At 51.5% G+C, this 12,853-nt stretch carries 8 protein-coding genes and 1 tRNA gene; 7 read left to right on the top strand and 2 right to left on the bottom strand.

All coding sequences use genetic code 11. The annotated features are described in order from the left end of the window. The first annotated feature begins 203 nt into the window (after positions 1-203). The 4 genes from RDO88_RS08220 to secDF all read left to right on the top strand — a co-directional run bounded on the left by RDO88_RS08220 (position 204) and on the right by secDF (position 6,041). Complete coding sequence (locus RDO88_RS08220; protein ID WP_307758914.1) at positions 204-938, top strand: rhomboid family intramembrane serine protease; 735 nt, start codon at positions 204-206, stop codon at positions 936-938. Next, complete coding sequence (locus tag RDO88_RS08215) at positions 919-1,809, top strand: rhomboid family intramembrane serine protease (RefSeq protein WP_307758913.1); 891 nt, start codon at positions 919-921, stop codon at positions 1,807-1,809. The genes RDO88_RS08220 and RDO88_RS08215 overlap by 20 nt, the downstream gene beginning before the upstream one ends. An 8-nt stretch (positions 1,810-1,817) precedes the next feature. After that, positions 1,818-2,915 carry an endonuclease/exonuclease/phosphatase family protein gene (locus tag RDO88_RS08210; RefSeq protein WP_307758912.1) on the top strand — a complete coding sequence of 366 codons (1,098 nt, stop codon included), beginning with the start codon at positions 1,818-1,820 and terminating at the stop codon, positions 2,913-2,915. Positions 2,916-3,047: 132 nt separating this feature from the next. Continuing rightward, positions 3,048-6,041, top strand: coding sequence for a protein translocase subunit SecDF (gene secDF / locus RDO88_RS08205; RefSeq protein ID WP_307758911.1), 2,994 nt, complete (start codon positions 3,048-3,050; stop codon positions 6,039-6,041). A gap of 305 nt (positions 6,042-6,346) precedes the next feature. Here secDF and RDO88_RS08200 read toward each other — a convergent pair. After that, positions 6,347-6,418, bottom strand: a tRNA-Arg gene (locus tag RDO88_RS08200). A gap of 160 nt (positions 6,419-6,578) precedes the next feature. Here RDO88_RS08200 and RDO88_RS08195 point away from each other — a divergent pair. The 3 genes from RDO88_RS08195 to RDO88_RS08185 all read left to right on the top strand — a co-directional run bounded on the left by RDO88_RS08195 (position 6,579) and on the right by RDO88_RS08185 (position 11,173). Beyond that, a complete protein-coding gene (locus RDO88_RS08195) occupies positions 6,579-8,429 on the top strand; it encodes a 2-oxoacid:acceptor oxidoreductase subunit alpha (protein WP_307758910.1) in 1,851 nt (616 codons plus the stop codon). 19 nt (positions 8,430-8,448) lie between these two features. Beyond that, positions 8,449-9,453: a 2-oxoacid:ferredoxin oxidoreductase subunit beta gene (locus RDO88_RS08190; RefSeq protein ID WP_075318090.1), complete on the top strand. Its 1,005-nt coding sequence runs from the start codon at positions 8,449-8,451 to the stop codon at positions 9,451-9,453. Positions 9,454-9,535: 82 nt separating this feature from the next. Continuing rightward, positions 9,536-11,173 carry an alpha-galactosidase gene (locus RDO88_RS08185; protein ID WP_307758909.1) on the top strand — a complete coding sequence of 546 codons (1,638 nt, stop codon included), beginning with the start codon at positions 9,536-9,538 and terminating at the stop codon, positions 11,171-11,173. A gap of 68 nt (positions 11,174-11,241) precedes the next feature. Here the strand turns inward: RDO88_RS08185 and RDO88_RS08180 are convergent, their stop codons facing one another. Then, positions 11,242-12,714, bottom strand: coding sequence for an arylsulfatase (locus RDO88_RS08180; protein WP_374043928.1), 1,473 nt, complete (start codon positions 12,712-12,714; stop codon positions 11,242-11,244). Positions 12,715-12,853: the final 139 nt, after the last annotated feature.

Genomic DNA, 12,853 nt, shown 5'->3' with positions numbered 1-12,853 from the left:
TCTCCCTTAAATTTAGTGTTAGATTAAAAATGATTTATCCGAAACCTATCTCTACAAAAATAGGACAAATATCCTGAACATCAAATAAAAAAGAAAGAAATGTCTCGCATAAAGCTGAAAAAGAATCAACAGAAAATCATTTTTCTGTTGTATAACAGAATTTATTCGTATTTTTGCGACAAAATGTATCAAGCGATTCCGATATGAACAATATTCCAACCGTTACAAAGAACTTACTGATTATCAACGTCCTGATGTTTTTCGGCACATTAGTTGCCCAAAGTTATGGTATCGATCTGGCCAACTATCTGGGGCTACACTTCATACTCTCCGACCGCTTCAACGCCGCACAGCTCATCACCTATATGTTCATGCATGCCGGATTTACGCATGTATTCTTCAACATGTTTGCCGTATGGATGTTCGGACGCATTCTGGAACAGGTCTGGGGACCCAAACGTTTCCTGACCTATTACCTGCTGTGCGGTATCGGTGCCGGACTGATACAGGAAGCGGTAACAGCCATCCGCTACTTCAGCATCGAGTCAGGCATGAGTCCCGATGCCATCCAGGCAGTATGCGAACAGGGTTCCCAAGCCTTGCAATCGAACATGAACTTTGTAGATCCCGCAATGGCCAGTCTGAATCTGGTAGTCAACTCATCGACCGTAGGCGCATCGGGAGCCGTATATGCCATCCTGCTGGGATTCGGCATGCTGTTTCCCAACCAACAGCTGTTCATTTTCCCGCTTCCTGTCCCCATCAAGGCCAAGTATTTTGTCATCGGATATGCTCTGATTGAGCTTTATTCAGGTCTGGCCAACAGTGCCGGCGACAATGTGGCTCACTTCGCCCACCTGGGAGGAATGATTTTTGGATTCATATTAATTATGTACTGGAGAAAAAAGAATAGAGGAAATGGCTACTATTATAACTGATTTGAAAGAGAAGTTCCGCAGAGGCACCATCTGCCTGCAACTGATATATATCAATGTGGCCGTTTTCCTACTGGTAACGGTCTGCGGCGTCTTCCTGCAACTGTTCAACCAATCACTGGGCGAATGGCTTGTCTGGCTGCAACTGCCCGCTTCCTTCAGCCGCTTCATCATACAGCCATGGACGCTGCTGACCTATATGTTCATGCACGCCGGCATCATGCACATCCTGTTCAACATGCTTTGGCTCTACTGGTTTGGCCGGCTGTTCCTACAATTCTTCTCCGCCAAACACCTGCGCGGAGTCTATCTGCTGGGAGGCATCTGCGGCGGACTGCTCTACATGGTTGCCTACAACGTCTTTCCCTATTTTCAATATATGATAGAAGGTTCCTTCCTGTTGGGAGCCTCGGCTTCGGTACTGGCCATCGTGGCCGCCACGGCATATCGCGAGCCCAACTATCCGATACCACTCCTGTTCATCGGAAACATCAGGCTGAAATATCTGGCTCTGGTCGTCATTGGTACGGACCTGCTTTTCCTTACTTCGAGCAATGCCGGCGGGCACATTTCCCACCTCGGAGGAGCCTTGGCCGGAGTTTGGTTTGCCGCCTCCCTGAGCAAGGGAACAGACATCACAGCATGGATCAACCGTCTGCTGGATGGCATCAGCGGAATATTCAGCCGCCGTCCCCGCAAACCGAAAATGAAAGTACACTACGGAAGTAACCGCCAGAAAGACTACGAATACAACGCCCGTAAAAAAAGCCAGTCGGACGAAATCGACCGTATATTGGACAAGCTGAAAAAGTCGGGATACGAAAGCCTGACGGCTGATGAAAAGAAGAGCCTGTTCGACGCCAGTAAACGATAACCACGCACATGAAACTCTTTCGACACGTCGCCACTTTCGTCATCGGGTCAGTCAACGCCCTCATCACGGCAGCCTTCCTGCTTACGGCCTACAGCCCTTACTTCCAGCCCGTAGAACATCCCTTACGTTCATGCCTGGGACTGGCCTTCCCTATCTTTCTGTTCATCAACGTGGGATTCCTCTGCTTTTGGCTGATTGTACGTCATTACAGACTGGCCATCCTGCCATTGGCCGGCATGTTGTTGTGTTATCCTCAGATACGTACCTATATACCGATTAACTTCCACACGGAAAAGGTGCCGGAAGGCAGTCTGAAGATACTTTCGTACAACGTAATGGGCTTCGACGGATGCGTCAAGAAGGAAGGGAAAAATCCCATCCTCACTTACCTGCAGGAAAGCGGAGCCGACATCATCTGCATTCAGGAATATGCCACATCCGGCTCACCCAAACACCTGACACAAAAGGATATTGACAAGGCCCTGAAAGACTATCCGTACCATCGTATCGACAAGTTGGGAAGTACCCGGTCGAACCGCATGGCCTGTTACTCCAAATATCCCATCCTTTCAGCACGGGGGTTGGAGTATAAAAGCAGTTATAACGGATCAGTGGCCTATGAACTGAAAATAGGAAAAGACACACTGACTCTTATCAATAATCACCTGGAGTCGAACAAACTGACCAAAGAAGACAAAGTGGTCTACGAAAGCATGCTGGCAGCGCCCGAACGCGACAAGGTGGAAAGCGGAGCGCGCCTGCTGCTCGGTAAGCTTGCAGAGGCATCGGCTCTCCGTGCCCCCCAGGCCGACGCCATCGCCCAAGCGGTACAAAAGTCGGCCCACCCTTACATCATCGTTTGCGGCGACTTCAACGATACCCCCATCTCGTACACCCACCGTGTAGCAGGGCAGCAGCTGGACGATGCCTTTACTCAGTCGGGGCAGGGCTTCGGCATCTCGTACAACCAGAATAAATTCTACTTCCGCATCGACCACATTCTGGTCAGCCGGAACATGAAAACATACAACTGTACAGTAGACAACCGCATCAAAGATTCTGACCACTACCCCATCTGGTGCTACGTCAAAATGCAGGCAGAATAAACAGGCCAGATGCAACGGGATTCAAAAAAATAATGCCGCAAAGTAATATATTGTGAAAAAAGAACTATATTTGCAGCCTTGTAAATACGTAGAAATTAATTAATAAAGTAATCATAATAAACTAAAAGTAACATGCAGAACAAAGGATTTGTAAAGGCTTTTGCCATCCTGCTCACCTTGGTGTGCGTGTTCTACTTATCGTTCTCTTTTGTTACCCGCCACTACACAAACAAAGCACGGGAGATAGCCAACGGAGATCCGAAAGTAGAGCAGAACTACCTGGACTCGCTCGCCAATGAGAAAGTATGGTTATGGAACTGGAGCCTGAAAGATTGTAGAGAGATGGAAATCAGTTTGGGTCTGGACCTGAAGGGTGGTATGAACGTCATCCTCGAGGTTTCCGTACCCGATGTCATCAAGGTTTTGGCCGACAACAAGACGGACGAAAACTTCAACCAGGCACTGGCTACAGCAGCCCAGCAGGCCACAACCAGCCAGGATGACGTCATCACACTGTTCATCCGCGAATATCACCGCCTGGCTCCGAACGCCCCGTTGGCACAGCTGTTCGCAACCCAACAACTGAAAGATAAAGTCAACCAGAAATCGACCGACGCAGAAGTCGAAAAAGTACTGCGCGAAGAAGTAAAGGCTGCCGTGGACAACTCTTACAATGTGCTCCGTACACGTATCGACCGTTTCGGTGTGGTTCAGCCCAACATCCAGAGCCTGGAAGACAAGATGGGACGTATCATGGTAGAACTCCCGGGTATCAAGGAACCTGAACGTGTAAGAAAATTGTTACAAGGTTCTGCCAACCTGGAATTCTGGGAAACTTACAACTCCAGCGAAATTGCTCCTTACTTCCAGTCGGCCGATGCCAAACTCCACAGCATCCTGACAACTACAACCGACAGCGTAGCCGCTCCGGCAACAGCCGAAACGACTGCACAAGCAGCTACCAGCACAACCGACAGCCTGGCTGCTGCGCTGAAAGGAGAAAGCACTGCCGCACAGGAAGCCGACCTGGCCCAGTACAAGAAAGACCATCCGCTGATGGCCATCCTGCAAATCAACCCCAATGGAGGTCCGGTTGCCGGTTATGCATTGGCCAAAGATACGGCTGAAGTCAATCGCTATCTGACTATGCCTGCAATACAAGCAGAGTTTCCGAAAGACCTCCGCCTGAGATGGGGTGTATCAGCAGCCGCATTCGATCCCAAGAAACAAACTTACGAATTGTATGCTATCCGTTCAACTGAACGCAACGACCGCGCTCCATTGGAAGGTGACGTGATTGTAGATGCCAAGGATGACTTCGACCAATATGGTAAGCCCTCTGTAAGTATGTCTATGAATACCGACGGCGCACGTCGCTGGGCGCAGCTGACCAAGAAAGTGGCTGTTACGCAAGGTTGTATTGCCATCGTATTGGACGGTTACGTATATTCTGCCCCCACCGTATCCAATGAAATCACCGGCGGTAACTCACAAATCACCGGTCACTTCACTCCCGAAGAAGCCAAAGACTTGGCCAACGTGTTGAAGTCCGGTAAGATGCCTGCTCCGGCACACATCGTTCAAGAAGACATCGTAGGTCCGTCTCTGGGACAGGCTTCCATCAACGCCGGTATCATTTCGTTCATCGTAGCCCTCGTACTGCTGATGATTTACATGTGCACCATGTACGGTTTCATCCCCGGTATGGTAGCCAACGGCGCACTGGTATTGAACATGTTCTTCACACTGGGTATCCTTTCATCCTTCCAGGCCGCTCTGACCATGTCTGGTATCGCCGGTATGGTGCTGTCACTCGGTATGGCGGTGGATGCCAACGTGTTGATTTACGAACGTACGAAGGAAGAGCTCCGTGCAGGCAAGGGTGTGAAGAAAGCCTTGGCTGACGGTTACTCCAACGCCTTCTCGGCCATCTTCGACTCCAACTTGACTTCTATCCTGACGGGTATCATCCTGTTCAACTTCGGTACAGGTCCTATCCGCGGTTTCGCCACGACACTGATTATCGGTATCCTGATCTCGTTCTTCACCGCCGTCTTCATGACCCGCCTGGTTTACGAACACTTCATGAACAAGGACAAGTGGTTGAACCTGAGCTTCTCAACTGGTATTTCGAAAAACCTGATGCAGAATGTACACTTCAACTTTATGGGCCGCAACAAGATGTGGTTCACCGTTGCTTCCATCATCGTAGTTGTCTGCCTGGGCTTCCTCTTCACACGCGGATTGAGCCAGAGCATCGACTTCACAGGTGGACGTAACTTCAAGGTACAATTCGAGCAGACAGTAGAACCCGAGCAGGTACGCGAACTGATTGCCGGCAAGTTCGGTGACGCTAACGTCAGTGTAATTGCCATCGGTACCGACGGCAAGACTGTACGTATCAGCACCAACTACCGCATCCAGGAAGAAGGCAACAATGTTGACTCTGAAATCGAAGCTTACCTGTACGAAACGCTGAAGCCGTTGCTGACACAGAACATCTCACTGGAAACATTCATCGACCGTGAGAACCATACAGGTGGCAGTATCATCAGTTCACAGAAGGTAGGTCCGAGCATTGCCGACGACATCAAAGTATCGGCCATCTGGTCTATCGTACTGGCTGTGATTGCCATCGGTCTGTACATTCTGCTCCGTTTCCGCAACATCGCCTACAGTATCGGTTCGGTAGCCGCTCTTTGCTGTGACACCATCGTCATCCTGGGTGCCTACTCCATGTTCTGGGGCATACTTCCCTTCTCACTGGAAATCGACCAGACGTTTATCGGTGCCATCCTGACCGCTATCGGTTACTCTATCAACGATAAGGTGGTTATCTTCGACCGTGTGCGCGAATACTTCCACCTGTATCCGAAACGCGGCAAGTACCAGTTGTTCAACGACTCACTGAACACAACACTGGCCCGTACCATCAATACCTCACTGAGTACATTGATCGTGTTGCTGTGTATCTTCATCCTGGGTGGTGATTCTATCCAGAGCTTTGCCTTCGCCATGATTCTGGGTGTTGTATTCGGCACATTGTCTTCACTGTTTGTCGCTTCTCCTATCGCCTATACACTGATCAAGAAGAATGCGGACGAACCGAACGAAGAAAAGAAATAAGCTGATTGTTTCGATATGACAACGACGGGGACGCTTCACAAAAGCGCCCCCGTTTTTTTATGCCATGAGCCGTGTTTCTTGAACAACACCTTCCCCTCCTTCCAACGAAGCACTGCATGAGGAAGTAAGGAAGTGCTTCGTCAGAACTCAAGAAAGCACTTCGTCAGAAGCCAAGGAAGTGCTCCGTCAGTACCATACCCCGCATCGGCTGGAAAAATGAAACCAAACTCTATAAACAGAGCATAAGAACAAAAAACCACACAAACAATAAAGGGATGCCGGTCCGAACCAGACATCCCTTTATGTAGCCCCGAGGGGAATCGAACCCCTATCTAAAGTTTAGGAAACTTCTATTCTATCCGTTGAACTACAAGGCCGTTTAACTAAAATTCTGCAAACAATTGCAAGAACAGGTCGCAAAGATAATACTTTCTGTTGATTTTCCGAAAAAAGTTTTGTTAATCCGATTAACTTTCCGACATTTGCGAACTGCGTTGAACGCATATCCATAAAATTAACCTAAGAAAATCGTAAGTTATGGCAAACGACATGATGGTCAAAGACCTGGACGAAGTGGTAGTACGCTTCTCCGGCGACTCCGGCGACGGAATGCAGCTCGCCGGCAACATCTTTTCAACAGTTTCGGCTACGGTAGGAAACGACATCAGTACTTTTCCCGACTATCCGGCAGATATCCGCGCCCCGCAAGGTTCACTGACGGGTGTCTCCGGCTTCCAAGTTCACATCGGCGCACAGAAGGTATATACACCCGGTGACCAGTGTGACGTACTGGTCGCCATGAACGCAGCCGCACTGAAGACACAATATAAATTCGTCAAACCCAACGGTACGATTATCATCGATACCGACGCTTTCCAGAAGTCTGATCTTGAAAAGGCAGCCTTCCAGACCGAAAACCCCATCGAAGAAATGGGCATCAAGCAGGAAGTCATTGCCGCCTCCATCACGACGATGGTGAAAGACTGCCTGGCCTCAACGGGCATGGACAACAAATCCATCCTGAAATGCCGCAACATGTTCGCCGTCGGTCTGGTGTGCTGGCTCTTCGACCGCGACCTCAAGATAGCCGAAGACTTCATCCGCGAAAAGTTCGGCAAGAAGCCCCAAGTGGCCGAAGCCAACATCAAGGTCATCCACGCCGGCTGGGACTACGGACACAACACACACGCTTCCATCGCACACGCCACCTGCCGCATCGAGAGTAAGGTAAAGGTGCCCGGACGCTACATGGACATCACCGGCAACAAGGCTACAGCCTACGGCTTCATCGCCGCTGCCGAGAAAGCCGGACTGAAACTGTTCCTCGGCTCCTACCCCATCACTCCAGCCACGGATGTGCTGCACGAACTGTCCAAGCACAAGTCACTGGGCGTGATGACCGTACAATGTGAAGACGAAATTTCAGGTTGCGCCACCGCCATCGGTGCCTCGTTTGCCGGCGCACTGGCCGTAACCTCCACCTCGGGCCCCGGTGTATGTCTGAAGTCCGAAGCCATGAACCTGGCTGTCATTACCGAGCTGCCGCTCGTGGTGCTCGACGTACAGCGCGGCGGTCCTTCCACAGGCCTGCCCACCAAGTCGGAACAGACCGACCTGTTGCAAGCCCTCTTCGGCCGTAACGGTGAAAGCCCCATGCCTGTCATTGCAGCCACATCGCCTACCAACTGTTTCGATGCTGCCTATATGGCCAGCAAGATTGCCCTGGAGCACATGACTCCCGTCGTGTTGCTGACCGATGGTTACGTAGCCAACGGCTCAGGTGCCTGGAAATTGCCCAAGCTGGCTGAATACCCGGCCATCAACCCGCCTTATGCGCCCGCCGACATGAAGGACAACTATACACCCTACCGCCGTAATCCCGAAACCGGTGTCCGCTATTGGGCCATCCCCGGTCAAGAAGGCTACACGCACATCCTGGGTGGTCTGGAAAAAGACAGTAATACAGGTGCCATCTCCACCGATCCGGAGAACCATAACCTGATGTGTCACCTGCGTGCCGAGAAGGTTGCCAAGATTCCCGTGCCCGACGTTCAGGTACAAGGCTGTGCCGACGATGCTGACCTGCTTATCGTAGGTTTCGGCGGTACATACGGACATCTCTATTCGGCTATGGACGAAATGATCAAAGCTGGCAAGAAGGTAGCCCTGGCGCACTTCAGCTTCCTGAACCCGCTGCCCAAGAACACAGAAGAGGTACTGAAACGCTACAAGAAAGTAGTGGTAGCCGAACAGAACCTGGGACAGTTTGCCGCCTACCTGCGCATGAAGGTAGACAATTTCACTCCTTACCAATTCAACGAAGTGAAAGGACAACCCTTCGTCGTAGCCGAACTGGTCAAGGCATTCAACGAAATCATCAACCAATAAAATCGAGGAGGACACAATTATGAACGAATATACAGCTAAAGACTTCAAGAAAGGACAACCCCGTTGGTGTCCGGGCTGCGGCGACCACTTCTTCCTGGCCTCCCTGCACAAGGCCATGGCCGAAATAGGCAAGGCTCCGTGGGAAACAGCCGTCATCTCGGGTATCGGATGCTCCAGCCGTCTGCCCTATTATATGAATACGTATGCCATGCAGACCATCCACGGCCGTGCGGCCGCTATCTCGACCGGTGCCAAAGTCACCAATCCCAATCTGGCCGTCTGGCAGATTTCAGGCGACGGTGACGGGCTGGCCATCGGCGGCAATCACTTCATCCACGCCGTACGCCGCAACATCGACCTGAACATGATTCTGCTGAACAACCGCATCTACGGTCTGACCAAGGGACAATACTCGCCGACGTCGCCCCGCGGCTTTGTCAGCAAGTCATCGCCCTACGGCACTGTAGAAGATCCTTTCCATCCCGCCGAACTGTGCTTCGGTGCACGCGGACGTTTCTTCGCACGTGCCGTAGCCACCGATGCTGCCGGCACGGTAGAAATCCTGAAAGCAGCCTACAACCATAAAGGTGCCGCCGTCTGCGAAATCCTCCAGAACTGCGTCATCTTCAACAACGGTACGCACGACTCTGTTTACAACAAGGAAGGACGCGCCAAGAACGCCATCTATCTGGAACACGGCAAGCCGATGATTTTCGGCGAAAACCGCGAATATGGCCTGATGCAGGAAGGTTTCGGCCTGAAAGTGGTGAAGTTGGGCGAAAACGGCATCACCGAGAAAGACATCCTGGTGCACGACGCCCACTGTATGGACAACACCCTACAGCTGAAACTCGCGCTGATGGAAGGGCCGGACTTCCCCATCGCCCTCGGCGTCATCCGCGACGTGGACGAGCCGACCTATGACGAGGCCGTACATGCCCAGATTGAGGAAGTGAGCGCCAAGAAGAACTATCACAACTTCGAAGAGCTGCTGATGACCAACGATACTTGGGAAGTAAAATAAACTTCTCTTCCTAACCGAAGATGCCATCTTGCCAACCGATAAGATGGCATCTTTATTTTTTTAATCCCTCACCCATTTAGCCATGAAACATACATTATTTACCAATGTCTGTACCTCTCTATTTATTTTTCTGACAGCCGCCACGTCCATCCAGGCTCAAAGACAATCTACAATAGTTCCTCCCATCATGGGCTGGAGTTCGTGGAACACCTACCGCATCAACATCAGTGAAGACCTCATCAAACGGCAGGCCGAAGCCATGATTTCACTCGGGCTGAAGGATGCCGGCTACAAATACATCAACATCGACGACGGTTTCTTCGGGTACCGCAACGAGAAAGGGATACTACAGACACATCCCGAACGTTTCCCCAACGGTGTCAAGTGTGTGGCCGACCACATCCACCGCCTCGGACTGAAAGCCGGTATCTACTCCGATGCCGGAGCCAATACCTGCGGCTCGCTTTGGGATGCCGATCTCAATGGGGTAGGCGTCGGCCTGTACGGCCATGAGAAGCAGGATGCCGACCTTTACTTCAACCAATGGGGTTTCGACTTTATCAAAATAGACTATTGCGGTGCCGGACAGCAACTCGACCTGGACGAACGTGAACGGTACACTGCCATCAGCAAAGCCATTCGGGAAGTATGCCCGCGCGACATCTCGGTCAACATCTGCCGGTGGGCCTTCCCCGGTACCTGGGCACGCGACCTGGCCCGTTCGTGGCGCATCAGCGGCGATATATCGCCCCGTTGGAGTTCCGTGAAATCCATCATCCGGAAAAACCTCTACCTATCTGCTTATGCAGGAGGCGGACACTATAACGACATGGACATGCTGGAAATAGGCCGCGGCCTGACACAAACAGAAGAGGAAGTACACTTCGGGATGTGGTGTCTCATGAGCTCTCCGCTGCTCATCGGATGTGACCTGACGGCTATCCCAGACGCCTCCCTGAAACTACTGAAAAACAAGGAACTGATAGCGCTCAACCAAGATCCGCTGGGCCTCCAGGCCTACGTGGTGCAACACGAGGGAGAAGGATACGTGTTGGTGAAAGACATCGAACAGCTACGTGGTAATGTGCGTGCCGCCGCCCTTTACAATCCGTCGGACAGCACATGTGCCTTCCACGTTCCGCTGGACCTGCTTGAATTGGGCGGGAAAGTGAAAGTGCGCGACCTCGTGAAGCAAAAAGACGAAAAAGCAATCCGAGAATACCTGTCGTACACCTTACCGCCGCACAGTGTAAAAATTCTGCGCCTCAAGGCAGAACAGCGCCTCGAACCGACCCGCTATGAAGCCGAATGGGCTTACCTTCCTCTCTACAACGACCTGGGCAAACAGAAACGCATCATCAGCCCCCAACCCTTTGAAGGAGCTTCGGGACGAATGATTGTGACCCACATCGGCGGAAGCAAAGACAACTACATGGAATGGAGCAACGTCCATAGCGACAAAGGGGGCAGCTACACACTGACCATCGCCTACCTGCCTCCCGAAGCGGGGAAACGAGAAGTGAACGACCGCCTCATCGAAGTAGAAGTAAATGGACACGCCTACGCTCCCATCAAGAAGCTGGCGAAGAACCGCTCCGAAGGTATCTGTACCGTCAGCCTGCCCGTCCGACTGGAACCCGGCCGCAACACCATACGTCTGGGCAGCGCCTACACCTGGACACCGGACATCGACTGCATCACGCTCGAACCACAATCCTAAAGGAGGATAATGAAAGAAGGCTGCGTTCGTGAGCGCAGCCTTCTTTCATTATATCATCTGTCTTTCCATCAGGGCAATGTTACCTTGAACAACTCGCTCGGGCGGTGTTCGCGATGAATGATTCCTACCATCTGCTCCACAATATCGGGATGCTGGGCAGCTATGTCATGATCTTCGTGAACGTCTGCTGCCAAATCGTAAAGATGAGTTTTCCCTTTCTTCACAACCAGTTTCCAGTCGCCCATACGCACACCAATCTGGTCTGTTTCATGGAATTCCCAATACAGAAAGTCATGCTTCTGCTGCTTATCGTCCTGCCCCAGCATCGTCGGAGCGAACGAGATGCCGTCGAAGCAATCGCCCTCCAACTTCTTGTTCAGATACTTTTTGGGGAACTTCTTGTCGCCTATCAGCTCGCAGAACGTAGGCATTACGTCGTAAAAGGCCAGCTGGTGGTCGTTTACCGTACCGGCAGGCACATGTCCCGGCCAGCGTACAATGAAGGGAATGCGGATACCGCCTTCGTAGCACTGGCGTTTCAATCCGCGCAACTTGCCATCGCGCCCGAAGAACTCGGGATCGGCACCGCCTTCCTCGTGAGGGCCGTTGTCGCTGCTGAAGATGACCAGTGTATTCTCGTCCAGTCCCTTCTCCTTCAGTTTGGCCAGAATCTCGCCCACATAAGCATCCAGACGGGTAATCATGCCCGCAAACTCGGCATGTGTATGCACCACGGCATTGTAGCGCGAACCTTCGCTACCTCCCCACGTCTTGTCCACGAAAAACTTCTTCTTATAAGCCTTCAGGATTGAGTCGTTGGGCTGGGCCAGTTCGGCGTGGGGCAACGTATAGGTAAAGAAACCGTAGAATGGCTGCTTGCCGTCCTGCTTGTCGAGCCAGGCCAAAGCCTCCTGATGAATCATGTCAGCCGAATACTGGGGGCGCTTCTTATAGTCGTCGCCATACATCGGATAGCGGATGTTGTCGTCCATCGTGACACGGATGGTAGCCGTATCACCCTTCGACTTGCTGTAACGGTTCAGGAAGTTCGGATAGTACAGATGGGCCTGGAACTGGCAGATGAAGCCATAGTATTCGTCGATGCCGCGCTTGTCGGGCGTGGAGCACGAACCTTCGTAACCGCCCGCCCACTTGCCGAACATACCGGTGGTATAACCGTTCTTCTTCATGATTTCGGGCAAGATGATGTGATCGGGATCGTAAGGTTCCTGGCCAACAACGGTATATTCATCGTTGTTGCCATATTTCATCAAAGAGGCATTGGTCCAATACTCTTTGTTTCCACGTACATGCCCGTGTCCCGAATGCTGCCCCGTCATCAGTGATGCACGCGACGGCGCACTGACAGGACTGCCCGCATAGGCTTGCGTAAAGAGCATGCCCTCGGCCGCCATCCGGTCCAGATTGGGCGTCTGGATATACTTCTGACCATAGCAGGCCAGGTCGCCGTAACCCATGTCGTCACACAGAATAAAGATGATGTTCGGTTTGTCCGAATCAGGTTTATCAGCCGCCAACATTACTGAAGGACAAGCAACAACGGCCAAAGCAGCCGAAGGAATAAAATGAACAATCTTTTTCATAGAATCATATTTTGAAGCGTAAAGATACAGAATATTTTGGAAAAACAGACAATGGGCGCAGATGATTTTGAGAGAA

The sequence above is a fragment of the uncultured Mediterranea sp. genome, from assembly GCF_902493215.1.
Classification (GTDB): Bacteria; Bacteroidota; Bacteroidia; order Bacteroidales; family Bacteroidaceae; genus Bacteroides.
This window is presented reverse-complemented; position numbering and strand designations above follow the sequence as displayed.